Consider the following 24,501-nt stretch of genomic DNA (forward strand, 5'->3'; position numbering starts at 1 on the left):
GGCCCTCCGGCGCGGTTGGCTAGGATTGTTCAGGTGATCGATCCCGTTCTTCTCCGCGAAAACCCCGAAGCCATCAAGCACTCCCAGGCGGCGCGGGGCGCGTCGACGGCGCTGGTCGATGAGGCACTTCTGGCCGATGCCGAGCGCCGGGCATCCATTACCGACTTCGAGAACCTGCGTGCCTCGCAGAACACCTTCGGCAAACGCGTCGCGCAGGCCGCCAAAGAAGAGAAGAAGGCCTTGGTTGCCGAGGCCCAGTCGCTGGCCGCCGAGGTCAAAGCCGCGAGCCAGCGGGCGACGGATGCCGAGCAGGCCTTTCTCGCCATCACGGGCCGCATCGCCAACCCCATCATCGACGGCGTTCCCGCCGGCGGCGAAGAGAACTTCGTCACGCTGCGCGAGGTCGGTCAGCGCCCGACGTTCGACTTCGAGCCGCGCGACCACGTCGAGCTCGGAGAGCTGCTCGGCGCTTTCGACCTGCAGCGCGGCGCCAAGGTCAGCGGCGCGCGCTTCTACTTCTTGACCGGAATCGGCGCCCGCCTCGAGCTCGCGCTCATGAACATGGCCCTGAACAAGGCGCTCGAGAACGGATTCACCCCGCTCATCACGCCAACGCTGGTGCGCCCCGAGATCATGCGCGGCACCGGGTTCTTGAACGAGCACGCCGACGAGATCTACTACCTGCCGGCCGATGACCTCTACCTCACGGGTACGAGCGAGGTGGCGCTCGCCGGGTTCCACTCCGACGAGATTCTCGACCTCACCGAAGGCCCGCTGCGGTATGCGGGCTGGTCGACGTGTTACCGCCGTGAGGCGGGGTCTGGCGGAAAAGATACGCGGGGCATCCTGCGCGTGCATCAGTTCAACAAGCTCGAGATGTTCACCTACGTGCTGCCCGAGAACGCCGAGGCAGAGCACCAGAAGCTGCTCAGCTACCAAGAAGACATGCTCACCGCGCTCGGCCTCAACTACCGCGTCATCGATGTTGCGGCCGGCGACCTCGGCTCTTCGGCCGCGCGCAAATTCGATATCGAAGCCTGGGTGCCCACCCAGGGCACCTACCGCGAGCTCACCTCCACCTCGAACTGCACCACATACCAGGCACGGCGACTGGATGCCCGCTACCGCACCGAATCGGGCAAAACCGCCCCGGTCGCCACCCTCAACGGCACCCTCGCGACTACGCGCTGGATCGTCGCCATTCTCGAAACCCACCAGCGGGCCGACGGATCGGTGGTGGTTCCCGAACCCCTGCGCCCCTACCTGGGCGGCCTCGAGGTCATGGAGCCACTGACGGGGCGGCGCCCGTGAGCCCCGACGCGCCGGCCGACGCCGAGGCCGCTGCCGGGCATCCCGTCGCCGACCCCTGGCTCATCACCCTCGACATCGACGGCACGATTCTGCACGAAGACGGCTCGATCTCCGAGGCCGTCATCGACCAGGTCGCCCGGCTCTCGGGCCTCGGCCACGAGATCATGCTCGCCACGGGCCGCTCGGTCGCCGCCACACTTCCGGTGCTCGACCTGCTCGGCATCACTCCCACCTACGTGGTCTGCTCGAACGGCGCCATCACGCTGCAGCGCGACACGGATGCTCCGCTCGGCTATCGGCGAGAGATCGTCGAAACGTTCAACCCCGGGCCGGTGCTGACGCAGATCCGCGGCTTTCTGGCCAACGCGCACTACGCCGTCGAAGACGAAGAGGGCTACTTTCGCTACACCGGAGAGTTTCCGTCGACCTCGATGGGCGTCGGCGGTGAGCAGGTACCATTCGAAGATCTGCTCGACATCGACGCGACGCGAGTCGTCGTCATCTCGCCCGGCCACGACATGGAGGACTTTCTCGCCGTCGTCGAGAGCATGGGCCTGCACCGCGTCTCATACTCCATCGGCTGGACGGCCTGGCTCGACATCGCCCCCGACGGCGTCAACAAGTCGACCTCGCTCGAGCGCGTGCGGGCGCTGCTGGGCATCCCGACTTCCCGACTGCTCGCGGTCGGCGACGGTCGCAACGACATCGAGATGCTGCTCTGGGCGGGAGCGGATGGTCGTTCGGTCGCCATGGGCCAGTCGCCCGACGACGTTGCGGCGGCCGCCACGGAGGTCACCGCCTCGGTCTATGACGACGGTCTCGCGAAGGCGCTCGCACAGCTCTTGTGACGCCGCTTTGAGACTTCCTCGTTAATGAGGTACGCTCACTCGGTGGCTAGAACCTCACCCGGAGGTTGCGCTCGAGCCACGCGGCCGAAAGCTCACCCATGAAACGATTTGCGCTTGTTCTGGCGCCCGCATGCGCTCTTTTGCTCGCTTCGACCATATTCGGTGCGTCGGCAGCATTTGCGGTCCCGGTCACTCAGGACCCGCTCGCGACCGTTGGTGTGGGGTCGAGCCCACGCAGCATTGCGGTGGGTCCGAACGGAGATTTCTACACCGCGAATTTCGGCTCGAGCGGCATCGCTGGGTTCGATGCGACCGGCGAAAATACACTCGGTTACGAGCAATTGGGCCCGGGACGGGCTCCGGCCGGAATCGCGCGTGACAGTCATGGAGCGCTGTGGACAGCGAATTCAGGCACGCACTCCGTGTCGCAGTATATTTCTGGACACTCACACCCAGATGAATTCGATCTGGGCGGAGCGATTCGACCTGCTGCAATAGCGATCGACCAGTCTGACAACGTTTACACCGCAGATGCCGGCGGCGATTCCGTATCGAAGATCTCCCCATCGGCGGGGGTTATTCTCGGCGACTGGGCGCATCTCGAGGCCAATGCTGCCCCCAAAGGAATCGTCACAGACTCACTCGGAAACGTCTATACAGCCAACACTGGAAACGGTACCGTCTCGAAGATTACTCCGCTTGGAGTCGTCTCCGAGCGGTTCGCCGTATTCTCGCCCGGCGATGGCCCTGACGCGATCACCGTAGACAGTCACGGGATGCTCTATGTGGCTAACTACACGGCTGGCTCTGTGGTGAAGATCGACTCTTCAAAATCCGCTGGGGCCAACATCGTCACGACATTCAGTCTCGCACCGGACGCGCGCCCGATGGGTATCGCCGTCGACTCTCGTGACAACGTGTATGTCAGCGAATCCGGCACGAACGAAGTCGCCCTCATTCCGGCGGGGAGCACGAGTGCCCCGGCGACTATCATGACGTTGGCAAGCAATGCGGGTGCGTCGGGTATCGCGGTTTCATCGACGAACGAGGTTCTGGTCACAGGATTTGGCTCCGGCACGGTTTCGTCGCTCGATCTCGCACCGGCGATCACCACTGCGACCGTGCCCGACACGGCGGTCGGCGTAGCATACTCGTCATCGATAGCGGGCACTGGCGTCGACCCTCTCGGCTTCAATTCCGACGATCTGCCCGCTTGGTTGCATCTAGACGGAGAAACAGGGGCGCTCACGGGCACCCCGACGACGGCGGGTCCGGTGTCGTTCACTGTCATCCTGGGCAGTCCGGCGGGGCCAGCGGCAGTGAAAGAATTCAGCTTCACGGTCAACGCCGCCGCTACGGGTGGGCCGGGTGGTTCGACCGGCGCCGGAGGCTCCGGGGGAGCGGGAGGATCCGCGGGTACCGGGTCCGGTGGCTCGGCCGCAACGGGCGGCGGCGCGGTCGGCGCCAATAGCACCGGAATCACGACCGGCGCTGCGACACTCGCGCACACCGGTGCCAGCGCATCGACGGCGCTCGTAACCGGTGGAGCGGCCGCAGTCGTGCTCCTGGCGGGCCTTCTGCTGGCAGGGATACGTCGCCGGCTCAACCGCGCCTGACCTGCAACGGCGCGCCTGAACTCCGCGGTGCGCCTGAACTCTGTACCGCGACGAGCAGGTCGCGACGCGCCGAGTGAAAATACCTGATCCGTTGTAATACCTGAGATATGCTCACCCCTATTCGGGGGGCAATGAGGCCGTTTTCGGCCTGATCTAAGGGGTAACACAATGATCAAGTTCAGGTATCTATCTATCATTCCGGTCGCCGCACTCGCGGTCACCGTCACAGGCGCCGGAGCCTTCGCGTTGCCGGTCGTCGCAGGGCCGGTCATCTCGACAGGCTCTGGCACAGCTCCGGCTGCCATCACCATGGGCGACGGCGGCGAGTTCTTCACGGCGAACGGCAACGGCACTCTGTCGTCATTCGCCGCCGACGGCTCGGCCGGCGCCTTCGCACCGGTCGTGCTGGGCGCTGGCACTGCGCCGACCGCCCTCACGTTCACCGCCGCCGGTGTCATCGTCACGGCCAACTTCGGCAACCACACCGTCAGTCGCTACAAACCCGGGGTCGACACGACTCCCAGAACGTACAACTTGGGTCCGAACACCGATGCCTGGGGCGTCACCCACGACGCAGCCGGCAACATCTTCACCGCCAATACCATCGGCGATTCCATCTCGAAGATCTCGGCGACCGGTGTCTTGACGGTCGAGTACGCCAGTCTCGGCACCACCATCGCTCCCAGGGGAATCGTGGCCGACGCGGCCGGTGACGTGTTCACCGCGAACTTCGCCAGCAGCACGGTTTCAGAGGTTACGGCATCCGGAACCGTCATCGCCACCTTCGCCGAGCTCGACCCCTGGTCAGCGCCCACCGCAATCACCATCGATTCGCACGGAATGCTCTACGTGGCCAACGTCGGCCACAACACGGTCACCAAGGTCGACTCGTCCAAACCGGTCGGCAGTAACGTCGTCGCGACCTACGCGTTGCCTGCCGGCTCGGAGCCCTGCGCCATCGTCACCGACGTCGCCGACAATGTCTACATCGCGAACGCCGACGGTGACTCGGTCAGCGTGATCGCGTCGGGCGCCACGACCGCAGAGCTGTTGCAGCAATTCGACAACGGCTCGGGTCTCACGGGCCTGGCGGTGACTCCGGATGCCCGGCTGCTCGTCACCGCGTCGACCGGCTCGAGCATCCACTCTCTGACCCTCGCGGCCGGCCTTGCTCCGAAAACGCTGCCCACCGCGGCGGTCGGGGTGCCGTACCACGCGACACTCTCGCCCACCGGGGTCGGCGCCGTCACGGTTTCGGCTCGGGGATCCTGGCCCGCGTGGCTCACCCTGGACTCCTCGACGGGAGAACTCGGGGGAGTGCCGCCGGCCGATGCCCCCGCTTCACTTGCCGTCTCTGCGGTCGCGTCGAGTGCGCTCGGCGTGAGCGCCGCGCAGCAGTTCAGCATCGACATCCGCGGAGGGAGTGGGGCCGGCACGCCTACGCCCACCCCTACGCCCACCCCTACGCCGACCCCGACGAGCACGCCGACCCCCACGCCGACGGCTAGCCCGACAAGCACGCCGACACCGACGCCCTCCGCAACGCCGACGCCGACCCCGACGCCTTCTTCGAGCGCATCCCCGGCACCGCGCACGACTCCTGACCCGACCTCGCGCCCTGCCCCCAACGCCGTCGGCGCGGGCGGAAATTCAGGCCCGGGCTCAAGCGGCTCAGACCCTTCCGGTGGCACCCGCGGCGCAGCCCGCACTCTCGCCAGCACGGGTTCCGACCCGACCGGTTTGATCCTCGCCCTGATCGTGGCCGACGCCTGCATCGTCATCGGCCTGACCATTCGAATTCTTCGGAGGCGCATCCGCTAAGATCGGAGCTTGTTCGGCCGCGCTCGTCTTCGGATCAGCGCGACCGAGCAAGGAGGGCTGTCCGAGTGGCCGATGGAGCCAGTCTTGAAAACTGGTGGGCGGAAACGTCTCGTGAGTTCGAATCTCACGCCCTCCGCAGTGAAACCCCTGGTCAGAGCGCTATTTGTGCTGCCCGTGCCTACATCTGAAAATTATCGCGTCCGCATCGACGGCAATCTCGAGACACTGCAGTCGTCACCGCAGGGTCTGACGACCTCGGCTCCCCAATCGTTTACTCGGGTCCGAAATGCTGCGAGTGAGGATGATCCGTTAGAGGATTCACGGACTCGGGGTCACTGGCAGGGGTGGCGGCCGGTGCCAGCGCGGTCGTCGGATCTGTTGATGATGTTGTCGGGGCTTGAGGGCGACCTGCTATCTGGGGAATGCAGCTGTCGAGCTCGCGCTGGCGGTAGTCCACATTGCCACCCCAGTCGCAATCGCAGCTATCACGATGACCGCTCCTACTGCCCCGAAAACGGCACCCTTCGTTGGAAGCTTCCGGGTTGCTGACATCAACTGCCCACCGGTCACACCACACACCGGTAGCGGGGTTGTGTGTGCACCAGGCCATCCGGCTGCGGATATGCCCGCTGACGTGGGGCGCCCTGCCTGAATGTAGGCCAGGTATCCCCCTGCGCCTGCGACGCCGGTTACAAGTGGCAATAAGACAAGCACCAGCATCGAGCTGACGTGATCGGCATCCTCGAATACCACTACATGGTCGTGCTCACAGACAACGAGATGCGCGTCGATGAGAGCCGCGTTCTTGGAAGACAACTTGTCAAGCGTGTACGCAGCGAAAAACCCGATCACCCAAGCACATGCAGGATCGTGCGACTTCTTCAAGCGCGCCTGCACCCAGGCTGTTCGGAGCCCTTCTTTCGCCCTGCTGACCAACGCGGAGACCGAGTTCGCCGAGAGACCGAGCAGCGGCCTTATCTCGCGCAGCATCATCGCTTCGATCTCGGAGTACCAGAGCACCTCATGCCACCGCCTCGGCAAGCCTCGCACTGGTCGCTCGGCCCTCGCTCGAGCCAATCCGTAGCAGCTTATGCGCCGGTAGCCGGCGGGAGCGAGCCCGTGGGTCGCGTTGCGGTGACGGCCACGATCTCGGCGTTGAGGCTGTCAAGGAACGTCACGAGCCCGACGAGTCGACGTTGATCGGGCACGAGGCCTGTGACGCGGGTGAACCCGTCTCTAGCGTCGGCGGTGAACTCGGGATAGGCGCCCAGCAGATAGCTCCGCAGCGTCCCGACGACGACAACTTCGATGTTGCGAGCGAACAGGCTCGTAGCTGGTGTGAAGCGGTGGTAGCTTCGAATGTCGATTACTCGCTCGTTCTCTGTGCGCCGAGTGGTCATTACGTCAGCTTTCTAGGGCACGTACGGTGCGTACCCTCATCCGGTAGACGCGTCAGCTCCGTTTTTGTGACGCAACCGGGTACGCATTTGTCGTCCGCGCGCTTGACGGCCCGAACAATCTCGTGCCTCAGCCGGTGAAGATGCTCGACGCGGCCACGGCAGGTGATGAGGTGAGGCCGGCGACGAACAGAAGAACGGCAATCAGAATACCGAGGGCCACTCCGACATACCCGATAAACGTGCCTGCGACTGCGAACGAGTAGCCCCGCGAGCCGGTTCGTCTGATCCGTCGGAGCGCGATGTGGCCAACGATCACGGCGCACACGGGTAAGACGAACGAGCAAACGAGAGAAACGATCGCGAGCACGTTCATCGGGGGGTGCGTGGTCGGCAGGTAGGGGTTATGCACGTTTCTGGCGAGTGCCGGGTCGAAAGGCGGCGGGGGCGGGAGCTCTGGCGTGCAGCCAGGTGCGGCCGCGCTCGATTCGGTCATGGTGCTCCAATGAGTCGGTCGCTGAGGTGGGTGGTTTCATCACTCAGTGATGAGACGGTCGAGGGGGCAGAATGTGACGCCGATGGGTCACTGTTTCGCTGATCGAGGCCCGACCTGCTTGAAGGCCGGCACTCTCGGCGCGCTCACAACTCAGGCTGTGGTGCTCGGCAACAAGGGGGCCCTGCTGTTCGCTGGTGCTTTGGGTCTAGACAGCCGAAACTGCGACCTGACCGTGTTCAAGCCGGCGTACACCTCGATCGTGACCAGCGCGACGCTGACGATGAGCGATGGCACTACTTACACTGGCACGGGGCTCGGTACCGGAACGGGAACCTTTGGTCAGCTCGGAGCGCTCCCGGGCAGCTTCCTGTTCAACAATATTCATTTCCCGAACGGTGCCTACCTAGCCAACAGCAACCCGGTAAGACCAACGAAGATCAGCGTGATCGTAAACGTGATCCTGATTGGGCTACCGGGTCTGATCTCGATCACCTGCCCGGTGGTTCTGACATGGAACTTGAGCGTGTTCGGCGTCGGCACAGTGATCTTCGGCGCGGGTACGATCAACTACACCGGCACAGCCACACCGGCATCCTAGAAGCGCTACGACAGGATGTGGCTCGTGGTTCGGCGCCTCTGCGGGGGTTTGGTGGTCGGTCTCTCTTGTCGCGACGGGGTTGCTTGTTGCGCTCACCGTATTGGTAGCACGCGTGCTGATTCGAGCAGACGAGGTGAGCTGCAACTGTTTCGGCGCACGTGAGACTGTGACACGTCGCACGTTCGTTCGGAATGCAGTCCTTAGCGCAGCCGGGATCATGCTACTCATCAGCCCGCCAAGTGGGCCATCACCACTTGTCACGGCCCTGGGAACGAATCCTGCGCTGGTGGTGGGTGTGTTCCTGGCCGCAGGCGTCGCTGTGCTGCTGACGGTGTTCTCGCGCAGCGCCCAGAACGATGGATTTCCGGGGCCGCGATCACCCGGCACTGAGGTGCTGGAGATCCCGGCCGTGAGCCTCTTCGACGGCAACAACGCTTAGGGGTGCGGGGCGTCGGTGAGGATCACGTTGGTGTTGTTGATGGTTGCCGGGTTTCGGATGAGCACGACCGGGGTCGAGTTGACTGTCGCGTAGCGCTGAGTGATGACGGTCTGGCCGGCGTAGTAGGGGCTGCTAGAGCGGAAGTAGAAGTTGATCGGGATGTTCGTGGTCGAACCTGTCGCAACCACGGCACCGGTGTAGGTGGATTTGTACACTCGGTAAGTCACACCACTGACCACCCGCGTGGCGCCGGTGTTGGCCAGCGTCGACCACGACGGGTTACTGCCGGGAAGCGCCGTGAAGGTGGGTGCGGGCCAGCCCACTGAGATGAGCACTTCGATGTAGACGCCTGCGACGCTGTCGCCGGCTGACGTTCCCGTGACGCGTAGGTATTGAACGGCAGCGCTGGAGCTGCTGGCGTCATATTGGAGTGCACCGGTCGCGGTCTGGCCTTGAGCGGTCGGGTACCAGCCGACACCGAAGCTTGACTCGATGGCATAGCTCGGAGGAACGACCGACGCGGCGGCCATGGGTGCGGCGACAGCGATCGCGACGACAGGAATCGACCACGCAGCAGCTTTGGTTACTTGTCGTCGGGTGAGGTCGTCAGCTGATTTTGGGATGCTGTGTTCGTTGTCCATGTATTTCTTCCTCTTTCTGATGAATAGTTCGGGGGTCGGTTGTTAGAACGGGCGTCGTGGTGAGTGGTGAAGAACCGACACCCGTGGCTCGGTGCGAGTTCGCCAGTGAATTGCGGCAGGTTCCGAGCATCTGATTCGGTCATCCGAGGAGCCTCTCGCTGCCGGCGTTGAGGGCACGGAGATTATCGCGGTATTCAGATACTGTCTGGCCGTGCACTGTCAGAAACCGTGCTCTCAATGCCGCAGTGGACGCGAAACCGGTGCGTGCCGCGATCAATGGCAGCGTCAGCCGCTTCATCGGCGGGGTTTCGATGAGGCGTGTGGCCTCAACGATTCGAGCGTTTGCGATCTCCTTCGCGACCGACGTATCAGCGTCGCTGAACGAGCGTTGCAAACTCCGCAGCGAGCAGTGCAGCTCTTGGGCCATTCGAGTCGGGCTCAGCAGAGGGTCATCGGCCCGGCGAATGATGAGATCCATAGCTCTCGCGCGAAGGCCTGCGCTCGCTTCAGTCGGCTCGAGCTCGAAACCGAACGTCTCGAGCAACAAGCCGGTGACCAATTCGTTGAGGGTGCGTTCGATGATGGTCGCTGAGTTGCCCGAGGTCGGATTCGACGCACGAATGATGGTCGCTGCAAACGCCAAGACCGCGGAGTCGAGGCCGGTGGCACTGGGGGCGATGAGCGGGCCGTCTGCGACTCGAATACCTCGATTTCTGATCACGCTGGGAGGTATCCCGATCACGAGAGTGGATACGTCAGCGTCGTTCTGGCCGGCGAGGCTGTTCCGGCTCGTGCTGAGGAACGCGTTGCCTGGGCTCAGCTGGACGGTCTCGCCGAAGCGCGCAGCCACGGTCAGCCCACCACTGAGCAGGAAGCCGAGCTGGTAGTCGAGATGCGGGCCTCGCTCGGCGGGCTCGATCATCATGGGGCTATGTGAGGTCTGCGTGATCGAGGTTTCACCGAATATCGCACGGCGGGCTTCAAACCGGAATGGCACACGGGTGGACACGTAAGTCCCGGCAAACCGAGTCGACGGAACGTCGGCATGGGGGCCAGCTTCCGCTATGCGGTCGAGGATGTGATGCATCTGCGGAACGGAGAGTGGTTTCCACATTGCCGTGCATACTCCTTACCGAATTCGTGATGTCATTTCGCGCCGAGGCCATGACCTCGCGACACAATCTGGCATGTGAAATCTGCCCAGGTCCGGGGTTTCTCGGAGGTTGGCAGATAGCAAAGCCACATCCGTCACGATTCGGCACCTCGCCCGAAGACCGGCCATGCAGGGCACGTGCGGCCGTGTCTCATCGGACGGAGTATTCGTGGACACATTGACTGCACGAGCACTGGCCCGGGCCCTCTGATGGCACGTTGGTTCAGGAAACGAGAACACAGAACGCCCACAGCTATACCGACGCCTAGCAGGGTCGGACGAGTGGAGGAATAATGGTGTTGAGCGCGGACGAGTCGTGGGGACTTCGATCGCATGAAGCGGGGTCGCCGGTGCCTGAATCGCAAGACGAGCAATTCGGACCGCGTCTTCCGGTTCACGTCGACGCCTCGGGCCGCGCGGGTATTTCCGCGCTGGCCTGGCATTCACTGATCATCACCGAGCATCCCGACGCATTCCGATCGACGGTAACCGTCGCGGTCTACCCGTCGCTTTCGGTCACCCGAATCCTGCAGACACCGGTGCGCGTCGAACGCTCGCAGCAGATCACCGATTCGATCAGGGTCGGTACCATCTTTTGCTTCCTTCGCGCCGGCAGGCTCACGGCCGAACAGGGTGGAAACACGGTGCGGATGAGCGCCGGTAGTCTGGTGGTGCTCAGCGGATACCAGCCCTATGTGCTCACATCGGAGACATCAGTCGATATGACGCAAGTGCTGATCTCCCGCGGCAACCTTGTCACCTTCGGGGCGGCCGACTATCGCGGCGGCGTGCGCGAACTACCCCGCACCACCCTGGCGCGCTCAACCTACCAATTTCTCTCGACGTTCACCGACGACCTGCCACACCCGGAGACGGCGACGGGCACGTCGTCTGAGCAGGCGTTGCGAGCGATGCTCGCCGGCATACTCAACGACGCCTCTGAGACGAGAACGGTCACTGCAGCAGCAGATGTGGCGCGCTCCGTGCACGTGACCGACTACATCAACACCCACAGCCGCGACGCGACACTGTCGCCAGATACTGTCGCGGCCGCGTTGAATGTCTCACTCCGTCAGGTGCAACGCGATCTCGCGTCGTCGAACAGCACCTTCACCGAAAAGGTCAGAGCGCGCCGGCTGCGCGACGCCATCGACCTGCTCCGCGATCCGAGCTGGGCCGGCACGACTCTCGACGTCATCGCCGCGACCACGGGGTTCGGTACTCTGTCTCGCATGCGGCGGGCGTTCCAGGCCGTGCACAGCAGCACACCGCAGTCTTTCCGGGCGAACATACCGCCCACCGGCAACGCTGGGATCAGTTCTCCGTTCTGACGCCGGGCTCGGGCTGCAGCTGCTCTCAACCAGTGCCGGCACGGTATCGCGTCAATTTCGTCGCTGGTTTCTGCCATGGTGCCGACAACGTCGTTCGATGGCTGCCGGTGGACGTTAGCGTGAACCCGTCACGATCGTGCCAACCGGAACGTTCCACGCAACCGGCTTTGGCGATTCGTGCTAGGCGGATCACACCGATTCGTGAAGGCAGGGCACGTCGGATTCGGGTTCCGGTGCCCTGCTCTACCGCCCCCGATCCGCGGCAAGGCTCTCTGTTGGCTACCTCAGTCGGCCGCAGGAGTGTGACCAAAATGCAGGCGCGTCGCTGACATTCTGAATCTGGTGGCCGTCAGTACGCTCCGCGACCGCCGAGCACGGCGCGGGCCGTCTTGGCGAGGATGCGCGCGTCGGTGCGAAGTGACTGCGTTTCGACGTACAGCAGATCTAGTCGAACTGACTCCTCCCAACTCAGTGTCGATCTGCCGCTCACCTGCCAAAGCCCGGTCAGTCCAGGCTTGACATGGAACCGGCGGTGCACGTGCGGCTCATAATGTTCGACCTCGGACCGGAGCGGTGGGCGCGGCCCTACGAACGACATATCCCCCCGAAGCACGTTGACCAACTGTGGAAGTTCGTCAATCGAGTAACGGCGGAGGAACCGGCCCACACTCGTGATCCGCGGGTCATGCGTCATTTTGAACAGCACCGAGTTGCCCGCCGAGGCGTCCGCTGTGCGCTCCCGCGCGCTCTCCAGGTCGCCCAGCCTCGCTTCGGCGTCAACGACCATCGTGCGGAACTTCAGCATCGAGAAGGAGCGACCGTGCAAACCAACTCGGCGTTGCCGGAACAGCACCGGCCCATCACTGCTTGTTTTCACCGCAACCGCGGTCACAGCGAAGACAGGCGCCAATCCAATCAAGAGCAGCAACGCTGCAACAGAGTCGGTCGCCGACCGCGCCACAGCGACTCGCTGCGGGGTGTAGTTGGTGGTGACGCTCTGATGGGCGATGTCGGGCATCCGGTAAGCCTGCCTATTCTTCGTGCCCCGGTTCGGGTAACCAGATTCCAGCACCGAGAAAAGCTACCGCCGTACATGGTGCTTCGGTCACGCTTGGCGCGGAATGGGACTCAACGCGGCAGATTCCAGAACCTACTGTTCTGCGCCCGCGCTAGATCAGCGTCACGAATCGAACAAAACCGCGTCCTTCCTGTCGAGCAGCTACCCGGCCCTCAGCCACCTCGAAGATCGGAAGTCCCCACTCCATGAACCCTTTCCTCTCCCTACTCCCGGTCGGCGTCATCGGCGCCGCCGTGCTCGTCGGGCTATTGGTCGGGCTCGCAGTCGCCAAGAGTCCGTTGAAGCGAAGCCAACACAGAACCCGAACGGTGCTGGTCAAAGCAGTCATCAACGCAGGCCGCACCGCTGCACGGTGGCCGACACTCAACGAGGGCGAACGTAGCGCCGCCAAGAACCAGGCAGCGCGTCTCGACTTCATGGTCCGGGTGTCAGGTCTCCGCGGCGCGAACACAGTTGCTTCCTGGACGAGGCACAAGCTCAGCCAGATTCGCCGAGACGCAATGAATGGTCACCCTGACGAAGACCTGTTGGCCGACTTCGAAACGCAGCTCAGCGCATGGCACCAGCATCCAAGCCGCCGGACGGCGCTATTCCGCGACTACGTCGAACTCTGGGAACGCACAGCGATCGGCCTGGAATTGGACGTGCGGCTCTAATTATCCGAGCGCCACCGCACTGGCGTCTTTACTGTCTCCAGATCACGGCCTCGAATAGCGACGATGTCAAGCTCTTCGAAGGTAGCAACGCCTTAGTCGCGCGAATCATTGACGATGGTCGAGAAGAAGAGCTATGGCACGTCGCAAGTCGGCAGTCACCGGCGGCCAGCGCCAGTAACAAGCCATTCATCAGGCCGAGGCGCGCTGTTACTCTGCGGAAACGTCTGCGCGCAGACGTCATCGAGCGAGCCGTCAGAATGAGTGGATGAACGGTTCCGAGGTTTCGCCCGAGCGTCGCACTCCTGCAGCGGTGCTCTGGGACATGGACGGCACCATCGTCGACACCGAAGAGTATTGGACGCAGGCTGCAGAAGAGATCGTTCGCGCGTGGGTGCCGGGCGGGCATCCTCGTCTCGCCAACACTCTGGTGGGAATGAGCCTGCCCGACGGGGCTGCCGCGCTGCAGCGGCTGGGGGTACCGCTCAGTATTGACGAGATTGTGCAGGCGCAGTTGCAGCTCGTCATCGAGAAGGTCACGCGTCACGGTCTCGTGTGGCGGCCCGGTGCGCGTGAGCTTCTTGCCGAGTTGAACAGCGCCGGAACGCCGCTGGCGCTCGTCACGATGTCGTTTCAGGCGTTCACCGAGCTGGTGGTCGCGGCGCTTCCAGAAAACACGTTCGCTGCCCTGGTTTCGGGCGATCTGGTCGAGCACGGCAAGCCGCATGCCGAGCCGTATCTGGTGGCCGCGAGGATGCTCGGGGTCGAGCCGGGCGACTGCGTCGCCATCGAGGATTCGCCGATCGGCCTCGAGTCGGCGCGGGCGGCGGGGGTTTCGACCATCGGGGTTGCGTGTTACGTGAATCTCGACGGTTCCGACGCCGATGCGCTGTGGAGCACACTGCTCGGGCGGGGTCTGGAAGACCTGAGATTGCCGCTCGAATAAGGCCGGAAACAAACCATTCATGGAACAGGAAAGCACGTTAACACCGCGGAAACGTGCGAGGCCGGGTCGCCTTCGATGCCCCAGGATACTGAAGAGATGAACGCGATTTTCAGCGACAACAAGCTCAAGTTGGGTCTTTTCGGCACGAACGGCGGCGCCACGCTGTCGAAGGTGCCCGAGGTTTGGCGGCCCACCTGGAAGCAGATCGTCGAGACCGCCGTTCTGGCCGATCGGGCCGGCTTCGAGGCCCAGCTCGCCTACGCGCGTTGGAAGGGCTACATTCCCGGCGACCCCACGCAGGGCCCAGGAATCGTGATGGATCCGTTCACGTGGGCGGCGGGGCTCTCTCAGCTCACAAGCTATTCGACACTGATCGCGACGACGCATGCCACGACGATGCACCCGATCACCGCCGCGAAGCAGACTGCGACCCTCGACCACATGTCGAATGGTCGGTTTGCGCTCAATATCGTCGGTGGCTGGAACAAGCTCGAACTCGACATGTTCGGCACCCCCATCAAGGAGCACGACGCTCGTTATGAAGAGCTCGACGAGTGGTGGGCGATCCTGAAGAAGCTCTGGACTTCAGAAGACGAGTTCGACTTCGACGGCGAGTACTTCACGATCGTCGAGGGGATGTCGCGGCCGCAGCCCTTGCAGAAGCCGCACCCGCCCATTCTTAACGCGGGCGGCTCACCCCGAGGAATGCGCTTCGCAACAGAGCACGCCGACGTGTGCTTTGTCATTCCACAGGTCGGCGCGCTCGACAAGGTGCGCGGTCAAGTCGACGCCTACAAGAACGCCGCGCGCGAGCACGGCCGCGAGGTGCAGGTGTGGACCTACTGCGCCGTCTCGCAGCGCGATACCCGCCAAGAGGCCGAAGACTACCTGCACTATTTCGCCGTCGAAATGGAAGAGACTGAGCTCGTCGACGCCTGGTCGGCGGGCCTTCTCGCCCAGACGAAAATCGTCGACCCCGCCGTGATGAGTGAGTATCGCCAGCGTTTCGCGGCCGGTTCGGGCGGCCCCATTCTGGTCGGTGACGCCGTCGACATCGCCGATCAGATGCAAGAACTTAACGAGCTGGGCATCGACGGCATTCTGCTCACCTGGCCCGACTTCTCTGACGGGGTCAAGCGCATCGTGGCCGAGGGCGGCGTGCTCGCTGAGCTCGAGCGCCGCGGTCTTCGCCAGCCCTTCCGCGGCTGAGCGCGCCGCGCTGGATTAGTTGTCGGCTATCCGCTCACGGTAGGCAGGTGGCCAGTTGGTGCTCCGGGATTTTGCGTGGGAGTTGCGGTCGGTGTCGTAGTGGGCGGGGTGGTTGGGACCGGAGTCACTGTGAGCATCATCTGTTGCGTTGCGGCAGGGTCAACCTGATTGCGTGCGACCACGTCAAACGCATAGGTGCCGGGTGCGGCCGTGATCATGCCCGTAATCAAGCCCGTTATGGAGTTAATCTGCAGGCCTTGAGGCAGCTGGGTTCCGGTCGCCGGAACGAGGCTGAATGTCGCTGCAGGTGTACCGGTGGCTTGAACCTGGTGGCTGATGCTGGATCCTTGCATGACTGACGGTAGGGTCGCCGACGATGTGATGGTCGGAGCGGTTGGGGTCGAGAACGAGGTGACGGTTCCATCGACGGAGTTGATCACGAACCCGGTATGGATCGTGGGGTCGATCGCAATCCCGGTCGGGCTGTCTCCTGTTCCAAATGTTTGAGGTGGTGTTGGGCCGCCAAACTGGTTGATGGTGTTGTCGCCGAGGTTGGATGAGTAAACCGTGCCGGTGTTGGGGTCCACGGCAACACCGACGGGATTCTTCCCGGCGTTCGTGAATGTTACTTTCGCCACCGAGGCCGAGGAGTCGTACTGGGCAACGGTCTTGTCGAGATTGTCGGTGATGTAGGCGATGTGGGTTTTCTCGTTGATGGCAACGCGTACCGGGTGGTCGCCGGCGATGTGCTCGGCGATCTCAGGTGTAAGTGAGGTGTTGCCGTCGAATTGGGACACGATCGAGTCTGAGGTGCTGACCGCGATGACCTCATGGGTACTGGAGTCCACGGCGATACCGCTCGGGCCGTTGCCCAGAGTAGCAATGTTGGTCAACTTAACGGCCCCGGTTGTCGCAGTACCGTCGAATTTCACAACCTTAGCGTCGACCTCGCACGCGACGAAGACAAAATGCGTGCTTTGATCGACCGCGATGAACTGCGGAGACTTCCCGACGTGTAGCACGCGGGGTGCGGCTGACAGGTCGCCTCCGTCGAACACTGAAACGCTGTTGTCGAATGAATTCGCTACGAAAACGGAATGTGTTGAGGTGTCGACAGCGACGCCAATTGGCTCCGCGCCAACTGCGGTGGTCGTCACTTTGGGTGAGGCTTGGTCACCATCGAAGGAGGAAATGGTACCGTCCGCACGGTTCACGACATAAACGGTGTGCGTGCCGGGATCCACCGCTATCGAGGCAGGCGCCGAGCCGACGGTTACTGACGCAGGTGGTGCAGCTTGGGCGGAGTTGTCCGTGACAAGGAGGAGCGCCGCCGCTATCGCCGCAGTGGCGCCGATCGCTGCCGCGCGAGAAGTGAGAGAAAGTCGATAATGTGACATTTGTCTACTATATCTCAACAAATGAGGAATACTAGCGGTCTTAACTCGGGGCCTTCGCTCAAATAAAATCGCGACGAGACCACACGCGCGTGGTTGTCCCAAACGATCCTCTACTTCGAGACGGACGCGTGGCCCGCTGCATCGCCAGCCTTGTCAGGGGTGCGGATGCCCGTGGCCGGCGCCGTGGCCGTGGTGCGCGTGCGATCCGCCCGCCTCTGGCGCATTCAGCGCGGGGTTGAAGTCGAAGAAGCCGACGGGCTTCAGGGTGAAGCCGGCGTAGTCGACGGGCATGATGGGCCAGTCTTCGGTGCGCGGAAAGTGGGTGAGCCCGAAGGTGTGCCAGAGCACGACGTCTTCTCCGTCGAGCGGGCGGTCGCCGGCCGTGTAGCCGAGCAGGCCCTCGTTTCCGGGGCTCTGGTTGGGAAATTCGCCGGCCGACCAGCGCTGCGTCTTGTCGTATTGCGTCACCCAGAGGTGGTGCTGGGCGAACGAGGCGCGGTTGGCGATCGTGCTGGAGGGATCCGCCAGCAGCGCAGGCATTCCCTGCGGAAAGAGCCCGTACGCCACGTTCTCTCCGACGTAGTTCTGTTTGTCGGGGTTGCTCACGATCCAGTGCCTGAATTTCAGGTTGTCGGCGTCACGGCAGGCGGTGAGTTCGCTGGTCAGGCGCGTGCGCTGCGGGCGGAAAGCGTTGCCGTGCTCGTTGCCGGGCCCACGTGGCACGCGCACGGCATCCACTTCGTCGACGACGTTGCGGTCACCGTCGACGGCGAAGTCGAGGCGTGCAGAGAAGAGGTGCTGGTGGTACGAGGCGCCGAGGCCGGGTGCCATGTGAGTGGTGTAGCCGCCGGGCCGGTAGGCCGACGTGAACACGACGCCGGTCGCCTTGGCCTCGAGCTGAATCGTGCCGTCGAGGGAGAGGTACCAGTAGAACCCGTAGTCGTAGTTGCCGATGGTCACGAAGAACGAAATGACAAGGCGGCGCTGCCGGCGCGTCTCGTTCATTCCGTTGAACAGGTCGGTGTGCTTCCACAGCACTCCGAAGTCTTCTTCGTGAATGCAGATCGCGTTGGTGATGAGCCGCGGGTTTCCGGTCTCGTCGGCGACAGTTACATCGACGTAGGTGATGTCGCCCAGGCAGTCGCAGCCGAGTTCGAGCGAGTTGGTGTACCGGCCGAAGATGTATTCGCCCTGGTCGAAGTAGTTGATCCAGAACCGGGCGGGGGCGGGGTCGCCGTAGGGCACGACCATCTCGGGAATGGATGCTCGGTGCAACACAGGGCGAAGAGCCTCCCCCTCGCGAAACCCCACTTGGTGCAGAATCATGCCCTCGCGCACGTCGAAGCCGAAACGCAGCTCCCAATCGGCCCACTGGATCTTGTTGCCCTCGATGGTGAAGCTCGGCCCCTCGGGCTGGCTGATTTCGATCGGCTTGAGGTCGGTGCGTGCAGGCTTGCCGAAGGGCGGCGCGTTCCATTCGCCGCGCTGCTCGGGTACCGGCAGCACCTCGGAATCCACGACCTCGAACACCTCGCCCGTGGTCATGTCGACGTGCGCGACGACCCCGTCGATCGGGTGGGCCCAGGGCAGGTCGTGCTCGTCGAGCTGCAGAAAGCCGAGCACCCGGCACAGGCGCCGGCCCTCTTCGTTCGGCCGGCCGAAGTTGCCCGCCGAAAGAGGAACAGCCCTAACCCTTTCAGGGTCGATGCCCCGCCTGCCGAGCGCCGCGCGCCACTCGTCGCTGGCGAGCAGCCACCCCTCGACCTCGGCGAACTCCTCGTCGAGAATGCCGGGCTGGCCTTCGGTGACGGGGTTGATCGTGCGCTGAGAGACGAGCGTAGACGTCGTGACGTCGACCTCGATGACAGTGCCGATTCCGGTGGCGCGTTCGAGCAGCACGGCCGCGATCATCCGCCCGACGACTGCACCGGGTGTACCCGCCTCGAACGCGCGAAGCTCAGCCTTCGACGGCTCGACCAGCCCGACGTAGGCGAACCGGGTACTGGGCATCAGCAAGCCGGCTTCGGCTGCCGTGACGCGCAGAACGTCGATGTCGCTCGCTTCGAGCAGGGCGAGCGGATGCCCGGCGTGAACCTCGCTCGTCGGCTCGCTCACGAGCGGGTTGCCCGCTTCCAGCGGGCGCCCAGCCGCTGCATCTGAATGCGCGTGCGGTCTGATCGGAAGAGGTCGTGCGCGAACTCCATGACGGCACCGTTCGTGGCTGTCGTCGTGCGCCAGATCTGAAAGACGGGGGTGCCGATTTCGATGTCGAGCACCGATGCCGCATACGAAGCCGCGGCCGCCAGATCGATGGTCTCGTGCGCCTCTGCAGTCTCGAGCCCGTAGTCGTCGCGCAGCACGTCGTAGAGCGATTCGGTCAGATCGTGCTGCAGCAGCCCGGGAACGAGGTCGGCCGGAATCACGGCCGTGTCGAGTGACCACGGAATGTCGTTCGCGTCGCGTCGGCGCACGAGACGAATCACGTTACTGCTCTCGGAGAGCCGCAGCGCCCGCTGCTCGTCGGGTGCGGCCAGCCCGACCATCGCGCGCAAGACGGTGGTCGTGCACCGGAATCCCTGCTGGCGCAGCATTCCGGGCACCCCGACGATGGTGTTCAGATTGCGCTCGATACGCCCGTCGGAGACGAAGATGCCGCCCTGGCTGCCCATCGCGCGGCGAATCTCGTCGTCGGCCTCCATCACCTCGAGGGCGGCTCGCAGGGCGGAGCGCGGTTCGTTCAGGCGCTCGGCGAGTTCTCGCTCGCTGCCCAGCCTTTCGCCCGGATGCAGTTCGAGTCGACGGATTTCTCTGCGAATCCGTGTGACTATTTCGCCGGTTCGCGTTTCCATGTTCGCAACATCATACGTTGGGCCCATCTGAGCGACACTTGTCATGAACCGACCTCGGTGAGTACCTCGTCGAGCGCGGTCACGAACCACTCGATGTCGGGCTGCTGGAAGGCCAGCGTCGGCCGAATCTTCAACACATTGCCGTACGGCCCGGCCACCGACGTGAGCACTCCACGAAAACGGAGCCCCTCGATGACGTCGAGCGCGAGTGGGCCTGCGGGCGACTTCGACTCACGGTCGAGCACCAGCTCGATGCCGGTGTACTGACCGGCGCCGCGCACGTCGCCGATCGCCTCGTGGGTCTCGGCCAGCGTGGCGAGCGCTGCCCGCAATTCGCCGCCGACCAGACGAGCGCGCTCTTGCAAGCCTTCTTCTCTGATGATGTCGAGCACGGCTTGCGCGGCCGCAATCGAGACGGGCGTGCCGCCGAACGTGTTGAAGTAGGGAATCTTCGTGCTGAATGCCTCGAGCACATCGGGTCGGGCCGCCATGCCCGAGATGGGCATGCCGTTGCCCATCGGCTTGCCCATGGTCACGATGTCGGGCACGACGCCGTGACGCTCGAAGCCCCAGAAGGCGTCTCCGGTGCGGGCGAATCCGGGTTGCACTTCGTCGGCGATGAAGACGCCGCCATTCAGGTGCACGACGTCGATGGCCTGCTTCAGCATTCCCGGCTCGCCGGCGAAGACCCCGTCTGACGAGAAGATGGAGTCGGCGAGCAGCCCGGCGAAAACGATTCCATCGGCGCGCATCGCGTCGATGGTCTGCTGCAGTGACTCGGCGAATCGCGCCCCCACTTCTGCTTCGCTGTACGGGGGGCGGTACGCGTCGGGCGGGGCGACGGTTCGTGCGTGCGGGTCGAGGGCTTGAGCGTTGCCCAGGGCGGGGGAGTGCGCACTCGTCAGCTCGGTATTGCCGTGGTACGACTCTCTCGACAGAATGATGCCGGTGCCGCCCGTGTAGGCGCGCGCCACTCTGATCGCCAGATCGTTGGCTTCCGATCCGGTGCACATGAACATGATCTGACTGATCTCGTCGGGCATCGTGGTCAGCAGGTCGTCGGCGTAATCGACCAGGCCGGCGCTCAAATAGCGCGTATGAGTATTGAGCGTCGCGGCCTGCTCGCTGATCGCGGCGACGACGCGGGGGTGGCTGTGGCCCACACTCGGAACGTTGTTGTACATATCGAGGTACTTGTTGCCGTCGGCGTCCCAGAGGTAGGCGCCCGACCCGCGCACCAGATGCACGGGGTTGCGGTAGAACAATCGGTACGAAGCGCCGAGGGTTGCCTCGCGTCTGTCGGTCATTTCGCGAGTCGTTTCAGACAGAGCAGCCGAGTGCTCCGAGCGAAAGCTGTTCATGTCCATGATTGACGACCGGGTCACCATTGGCGGCTCCGTTTCTCTCTGACCGGCACGATTCTTGAGGTCGTGCGGCAAACAAATGAGGGTCTGGATGACCCTCATGACTATCGTCGTTGGTCTGCCTCGCTCGGGTGCTGCCGCATGTTTCATGCGTGTTACAGGGCCGCGTCGGGGAGTGAATGGTTTATTTCGCATGTAAACCACGGGTAAAAACACCCGTTCGGGCGGTATCGCCCTTCGACCCGCAACCTACAGTCGGTTACACCCCACAACCTCACCCCCTCGAAGGAGGCGATCCACTATGTCTGCATCCGTTGAACTCACACCAGAAATCGCCGCCGAGCGCCTCGAAGAGGCAATGGCTCGCTTCGTTGGAACGGTTGACTGGCACGCCGAGACCCTCGCCGCCGGCTTGACCAACCGCAGCTGGATCGTGCGTATAGAAGGAGCAGACCCGGTCGTCGCGCAGTCGCTGATGGATGCAGACGGCGCACGAAGCATCGGAATCGACCGTGAGCGTCAGTACGCCGCCGCCGATCTGGCCGCGTCGCTCGGCATCGCACCACGGATGCTCGTGCGATACCTCGACCTCGGAGTCGTCATCTCGGAATTCGTCGTCGGCACCACGTTCTTCGACGCGACAGAGCTTCGCCCTCGCGCCATCGTCGACATCGCTCGCTCGTTGCGCACACTGCACGCCGTAGAGCCCGACCCGAGGTTCGAGAACGACATCACGGTGCCGATGTCGGGAACGCGGCTCATTCGCGAACGCGCCCGATCGGCCAACCCGCAGATGTTCGCCGAATTCTCGTGGGCCATCGACCCGATCGAGACCGTCGAAGAGCTCTACCGCGGCCGCGACCTCTGCCTGCTGCACAACGATCTCACGGACGGCAACATTCTGGTCGGCCCGGTCACCCGCCTGGTCGACTGGGAGTACTGCGGGCTCGGTGACCCTTACTCCGATCTCGGCGACTTCGCCGGCAAGTGCGAGCTCAGCGTCGACGAAGAGCTCGTGCTCATCGAGCACTACCAGGGTGAATACGACTGGCAGGTGCACGCCTGGCTGAGGCTGTACCGCTATATCAACGTGGTGCGCGAAGCCCTGTGGGGCATCCGTATGACCGAGATCGGCAAGTCGGAATCGGATTACGACGCCTACGCCCGCTTTCGCTTCGCGCAAGTAGGCGACTACATCGGCGGCGCCGAGTTCAGCTGGGCCGTCGAGTCGCTGCGTGCGGGTCTCGACCTGGCCGCCGAATCACCCTCTTCTCCCCGTCAGAAATAGGAGCGACACCATGGCACAGCGTTTGGGAATCGACGTCGGAGGCACGTTCACCGATGTCGTTGTGGTCAAAGACGATGGCACCGTTGCGGTCGAGAAGGTTCCGTCTACGCCGGGCGACCCATCGCAGGGCATCTTCGACGGCGTTCGTAAGATCGAGGCCAGCCGGGGCATTGTTCCAGCAGACATCACCATCTTCGCCCAGGGCTCGACCGTTGCGACCAACGCGCTGCTCGAGTTCAAACTTCCGAAAACCGCACTGATCGTGACCGCCGGCTTCGCCGACGTGCTCGAGATCGGCGACCAGGTGCGCATCGACGCCTTCGACTTGCGTGTCGACCGGCCGGCTTCGTACGTCACGCGTGACATGGTGTTCGAGATCGAAGAGCGTGTCGACCGCCTCGGCAACGTCATCACCGAGATGACCGATGAAGCGGTCGATGCTGCTATCGATGCCGTCGTCGCTTCGGGGGCCGAAGCGCTGGCCGTGTGTTTTCTCTTCAGCTTTCGAAACCCCGAGCACGAGCAGCGCGTCGCCGAGCGGATGCGCGAGCGTGCGCCCGGCGTCGAAGTGGCCATTTCGAGCTCCGTCGCACCTGAGCTCGGCGAGTACGGCAGAGCGAACACCACCGCCGTCAGCGCGACCCTGCAGCCGCTCATCGCCCGCTACATGAACCGCATCGTGCAGGGGTGTGCCGAGGTCGGACTCACCAGCCCTACCTACGTCATGCAGTCCAACGGCGGCGTCATGTCGATCGGCGAGGCGGCCGAGAACGCACACCGCATGGTGCTCTCCGGCCCCGCGGGCGGCGTGCTGGCGGCGACGAAGGTGGCCGGCACCTCGGGCCAGCGCAACTTGATCACGTTCGACATGGGCGGCACGTCGACCGACATCGCGCTCATCGCCGATGCGAAGGCCACTCTGGTGCGCCAGACCGAGTTCGATCACAAGCCGCTGCTGGTGCCGCAGTTCGACATTCACACCATCGGGTCTGGCGGCGGTTCGCTGGCCCGGGTCGACGAGTCGGGCCTGTTGCGCGTCGGTCCCGAGAGCGCAGGCGCCCAGCCGGGCCCCGCGTCATACGGACGCGGAGGCACGAGGCCGACGACGACCGACGCTCAGGTCGTGCTGGGCCGTGTCGATCCCGACCGCTTTCTGGGCGGCGAGATGAAGCTCGATCTCGAAGCAGCGCGCACGGCAGTGCAAGTGCACATCGCCGACCTTCTCGATGTCAGCGTCGAAGAGGCCGCCCTGGGTATCTTGCAGGTCGCCGACACCGTCATGGCGAAGGGCGTACGCGTCGTGAGCGTCAACCGCGGCTTCGACCCGCGCGACTTTCACGTTCTGCCGTTCGGCGGGGCAGGCCCCATGCACGCAGCGAGCGTCGCGCAGGCGGTCGGCGCGGTCGGCGTGCTCGTTCCGCAGAACCCGGGCATCTTCTCGGCTCTCGGTATGGCCGGTGCCGACCTCAAATACGACTACACCCAGGTCATCGACGAAGCCGTACTGAACCTCGACATCGAGTCGTTGCAGAGCGTCATCGAATCGCTCATCGAGAAGTCGGAGACGCGGCTGCTTCCGGCCGGCGCCGAGCAGATCGTGCACGTTCGCCAGGCACGCATGCGATACGCCTGGCAAGACAACGACCTGGTCGTGCCGTTCATCGGCGACACCCTTACCGAGACCGTTGTGGCCGACGCCGTCGATGAGTTCCACCGCCGGCACCAGTTCGAGTTCGGCCACAGCGACCCCGAGGGCCTCGTCGAGATCGCGGCCGTCGGCATCGAGTCGACCGGTCTGCTTCTCGAGGTCAACCTCGGCGGGGGCGACGGGTCGGGTGTCTACACCGCAGAGACCGATGTCGTGAGACCGGTCTACTTCGAAGAGACCAAGTGGGTCGATACGCCCATCTTCGAGCGGGCATCCCTTCTGCCCGGAGCATTCATCGAAGGCCCGGCCATTATCGAGGAGCGCGAGGCCACGACCGTCGTGCCGCCCTTCTCCACCGCCGAGGTCGATCGCCACCTCAACATCGCCATCACGTTCGTTCAGCACTAGGCCGAAGGAG

Annotated in this window: 21 protein-coding genes, 1 tRNA gene and 1 pseudogene; 14 read left to right on the forward strand and 9 right to left on the reverse strand. The window is 63.8% G+C overall.

Translation table 11 applies throughout. The annotated features are described in order from the left end of the window. Positions 1-33 precede the first annotated feature (33 nt). From serS to LQ955_RS16570, 5 genes are all read left to right on the forward strand, one after another. Complete coding sequence (serS, locus tag LQ955_RS16550; RefSeq protein ID WP_231025580.1) at positions 34-1,311, forward strand: serine--tRNA ligase; 1,278 nt, start codon at positions 34-36, stop codon at positions 1,309-1,311. Next, a complete protein-coding gene (locus tag LQ955_RS16555; protein WP_231025581.1) occupies positions 1,308-2,159 on the forward strand; it encodes an HAD family hydrolase in 852 nt (283 codons plus the stop codon). Before serS ends, LQ955_RS16555 begins: the two co-directional genes overlap by 4 nt. 98 nt (positions 2,160-2,257) lie before the next feature. Then, on the forward strand, positions 2,258-3,775 hold the full coding sequence (locus tag LQ955_RS20310; protein WP_449342975.1) for a virginiamycin B lyase family protein: 1,518 nt from the start codon (positions 2,258-2,260) through the stop codon (positions 3,773-3,775). 168 nt (positions 3,776-3,943) lie between these two features. Next, positions 3,944-5,596, forward strand: coding sequence for a virginiamycin B lyase family protein (locus LQ955_RS16565; RefSeq protein ID WP_231025583.1), 1,653 nt, complete (start codon positions 3,944-3,946; stop codon positions 5,594-5,596). A 51-nt stretch (positions 5,597-5,647) separates the two neighbouring features. Continuing rightward, positions 5,648-5,732, forward strand: a tRNA-Ser gene (locus LQ955_RS16570). A gap of 952 nt (positions 5,733-6,684) precedes the next feature. Here LQ955_RS16570 and LQ955_RS16575 read toward each other — a convergent pair. Next, positions 6,685-6,996, reverse strand: coding sequence for a hypothetical protein (locus LQ955_RS16575; RefSeq protein ID WP_231025584.1), 312 nt, complete (start codon positions 6,994-6,996; stop codon positions 6,685-6,687). Between the two features lie 127 nt (positions 6,997-7,123). Continuing rightward, on the reverse strand, positions 7,124-7,489 hold the full coding sequence (locus tag LQ955_RS16580; RefSeq protein WP_231025585.1) for a DUF4190 domain-containing protein: 366 nt from the start codon (positions 7,487-7,489) through the stop codon (positions 7,124-7,126). A gap of 157 nt (positions 7,490-7,646) precedes the next feature. On the opposite strand from LQ955_RS16580, the gene LQ955_RS16585 reads away from it, so the two are divergent. From LQ955_RS16585 to LQ955_RS16590, 3 genes and pseudogenes are all read left to right on the forward strand, one after another. Further along, positions 7,647-8,087, forward strand: coding sequence for a hypothetical protein (locus LQ955_RS16585; RefSeq protein WP_231025586.1), 441 nt, complete (start codon positions 7,647-7,649; stop codon positions 8,085-8,087). 73 nt (positions 8,088-8,160) lie between these two features. Beyond that, a pseudogene (locus LQ955_RS20270) lies at positions 8,161-8,304 on the forward strand (MauE/DoxX family redox-associated membrane protein); the annotation flags it as partial. A 69-nt stretch (positions 8,305-8,373) separates the two neighbouring features. Continuing rightward, complete coding sequence (locus tag LQ955_RS16590) at positions 8,374-8,526, forward strand: hypothetical protein (protein WP_231025587.1); 153 nt, start codon at positions 8,374-8,376, stop codon at positions 8,524-8,526. On the opposite strand, the gene LQ955_RS16595 is transcribed toward LQ955_RS16590, so the two are convergent. Together LQ955_RS16595 and LQ955_RS16600 are read right to left on the reverse strand one after the other, a co-directional pair. Further along, complete coding sequence (locus LQ955_RS16595) at positions 8,523-9,167, reverse strand: hypothetical protein (protein WP_231025588.1); 645 nt, start codon at positions 9,165-9,167, stop codon at positions 8,523-8,525. The two genes, LQ955_RS16590 and LQ955_RS16595, sit on opposite strands and share 4 nt — an antisense overlap. A gap of 139 nt (positions 9,168-9,306) precedes the next feature. Further along, positions 9,307-10,281, reverse strand: a complete 975-nt coding sequence (locus tag LQ955_RS16600) for an AraC family transcriptional regulator (protein WP_313788358.1) — start codon at positions 10,279-10,281, stop codon at positions 9,307-9,309. A gap of 389 nt (positions 10,282-10,670) precedes the next feature. Here LQ955_RS16600 and LQ955_RS16605 point away from each other — a divergent pair, with 389 nt between their 5' ends. Next, positions 10,671-11,651 (forward strand): AraC family transcriptional regulator, encoded by a 981-nt coding sequence (locus LQ955_RS16605; protein WP_231025589.1) that lies wholly within the window; start codon positions 10,671-10,673, stop codon positions 11,649-11,651. Positions 11,652-12,000: 349 nt separating this feature from the next. Here the strand turns inward: LQ955_RS16605 and LQ955_RS16610 are convergent, their stop codons facing one another. After that, positions 12,001-12,669, reverse strand: a complete 669-nt coding sequence (locus tag LQ955_RS16610; protein WP_313788359.1) for a sugar transferase — start codon at positions 12,667-12,669, stop codon at positions 12,001-12,003. Between the two features lie 245 nt (positions 12,670-12,914). On the opposite strand from LQ955_RS16610, the gene LQ955_RS16615 reads away from it, so the two are divergent. The 3 genes from LQ955_RS16615 (at position 12,915) to LQ955_RS16625 (ending at position 15,537) form a co-directional block, all read left to right on the forward strand. Then, the gene (locus LQ955_RS16615) at positions 12,915-13,385 is read left to right on the forward strand and encodes a hypothetical protein (protein ID WP_231025590.1); all 471 of its coding nucleotides are present in this window, start codon (positions 12,915-12,917) and stop codon (positions 13,383-13,385) included. A gap of 265 nt (positions 13,386-13,650) precedes the next feature. Continuing rightward, entirely contained in the window at positions 13,651-14,328 is a 678-nt protein-coding gene (locus LQ955_RS16620; protein ID WP_231025591.1) for an HAD family hydrolase, read from the forward strand. Between the two features lie 96 nt (positions 14,329-14,424). Further along, positions 14,425-15,537 carry an LLM class flavin-dependent oxidoreductase gene (locus LQ955_RS16625; RefSeq protein ID WP_231025592.1) on the forward strand — a complete coding sequence of 371 codons (1,113 nt, stop codon included), beginning with the start codon at positions 14,425-14,427 and terminating at the stop codon, positions 15,535-15,537. Between the two features lie 26 nt (positions 15,538-15,563). Here LQ955_RS16625 and LQ955_RS16630 read toward each other — a convergent pair whose 3' ends face one another. From LQ955_RS16630 to LQ955_RS16645, 4 genes are all read right to left on the reverse strand, one after another. Then, positions 15,564-16,934 (reverse strand): lactonase family protein, encoded by a 1,371-nt coding sequence (locus LQ955_RS16630; RefSeq protein WP_231025593.1) that lies wholly within the window; start codon positions 16,932-16,934, stop codon positions 15,564-15,566. Positions 16,935-17,087: 153 nt separating this feature from the next. Then, entirely contained in the window at positions 17,088-19,049 is a 1,962-nt protein-coding gene (locus tag LQ955_RS16635; RefSeq protein WP_231025594.1) for a primary-amine oxidase, read from the reverse strand. Further along, a complete protein-coding gene (locus tag LQ955_RS16640; RefSeq protein WP_231025595.1) occupies positions 19,046-19,783 on the reverse strand; it encodes a GntR family transcriptional regulator in 738 nt (245 codons plus the stop codon). The genes LQ955_RS16635 and LQ955_RS16640 overlap by 4 nt, the downstream gene beginning before the upstream one ends. 41 nt (positions 19,784-19,824) lie before the next feature. Next, positions 19,825-21,090 (reverse strand): aspartate aminotransferase family protein, encoded by a 1,266-nt coding sequence (locus LQ955_RS16645; protein ID WP_231025596.1) that lies wholly within the window; start codon positions 21,088-21,090, stop codon positions 19,825-19,827. Positions 21,091-21,448: 358 nt separating this feature from the next. Here LQ955_RS16645 and LQ955_RS16650 point away from each other — a divergent pair, with 358 nt between their 5' ends. Further along, positions 21,449-22,435, forward strand: coding sequence for a phosphotransferase (locus LQ955_RS16650; RefSeq protein ID WP_231025597.1), 987 nt, complete (start codon positions 21,449-21,451; stop codon positions 22,433-22,435). A gap of 10 nt (positions 22,436-22,445) precedes the next feature. Next, positions 22,446-24,491 (forward strand): hydantoinase/oxoprolinase family protein, encoded by a 2,046-nt coding sequence (locus LQ955_RS16655; RefSeq protein ID WP_231025598.1) that lies wholly within the window; start codon positions 22,446-22,448, stop codon positions 24,489-24,491. Positions 24,492-24,501: the final 10 nt, after the last annotated feature.

This window comes from Subtercola endophyticus, assembly GCF_021044565.1.
GTDB lineage: Bacteria > Actinomycetota > Actinomycetes > Actinomycetales > Microbacteriaceae > Subtercola > Subtercola endophyticus.

What these genes read in the sequence shown, in the direction of transcription:
- LQ955_RS16630 (WP_231025593.1), bottom strand. Translation starts at nt 16,934, where the DNA reads ATGTCACATTATCGACTTTCTCTCACTTCTCGCGCGGCAGCGATCGGC.
- LQ955_RS16610 (WP_313788359.1), bottom strand. Translation starts at nt 12,669, where the DNA reads ATGCCCGACATCGCCCATCAGAGCGTCACCACCAACTACACCCCGCAG.
- LQ955_RS16640 (WP_231025595.1), bottom strand. Translation starts at nt 19,783, where the DNA reads ATGGAAACGCGAACCGGCGAAATAGTCACACGGATTCGCAGAGAAATC.
- LQ955_RS16615 (WP_231025590.1), top strand. Translation starts at nt 12,915, where the DNA reads ATGAACCCTTTCCTCTCCCTACTCCCGGTCGGCGTCATCGGCGCCGCC.
- LQ955_RS16600 (WP_313788358.1), bottom strand. Translation starts at nt 10,281, where the DNA reads ATGTGGAAACCACTCTCCGTTCCGCAGATGCATCACATCCTCGACCGC.
- LQ955_RS16580 (WP_231025585.1), bottom strand. Translation starts at nt 7,489, where the DNA reads ATGACCGAATCGAGCGCGGCCGCACCTGGCTGCACGCCAGAGCTCCCG.
- LQ955_RS16625 (WP_231025592.1), top strand. Translation starts at nt 14,425, where the DNA reads ATGAACGCGATTTTCAGCGACAACAAGCTCAAGTTGGGTCTTTTCGGC.
- LQ955_RS16575 (WP_231025584.1), bottom strand. Translation starts at nt 6,996, where the DNA reads ATGACCACTCGGCGCACAGAGAACGAGCGAGTAATCGACATTCGAAGC.
- LQ955_RS16655 (WP_231025598.1), top strand. Translation starts at nt 22,446, where the DNA reads ATGGCACAGCGTTTGGGAATCGACGTCGGAGGCACGTTCACCGATGTC.
- LQ955_RS20310 (WP_449342975.1), top strand. Translation starts at nt 2,258, where the DNA reads ATGAAACGATTTGCGCTTGTTCTGGCGCCCGCATGCGCTCTTTTGCTC.
- LQ955_RS16650 (WP_231025597.1), top strand. Translation starts at nt 21,449, where the DNA reads ATGTCTGCATCCGTTGAACTCACACCAGAAATCGCCGCCGAGCGCCTC.
- LQ955_RS16595 (WP_231025588.1), bottom strand. Translation starts at nt 9,167, where the DNA reads ATGGACAACGAACACAGCATCCCAAAATCAGCTGACGACCTCACCCGA.
- LQ955_RS16620 (WP_231025591.1), top strand. Translation starts at nt 13,651, where the DNA reads ATGAACGGTTCCGAGGTTTCGCCCGAGCGTCGCACTCCTGCAGCGGTG.
- LQ955_RS16565 (WP_231025583.1), top strand. Translation starts at nt 3,944, where the DNA reads ATGATCAAGTTCAGGTATCTATCTATCATTCCGGTCGCCGCACTCGCG.
- LQ955_RS16645 (WP_231025596.1), bottom strand. Translation starts at nt 21,090, where the DNA reads ATGACCGACAGACGCGAGGCAACCCTCGGCGCTTCGTACCGATTGTTC.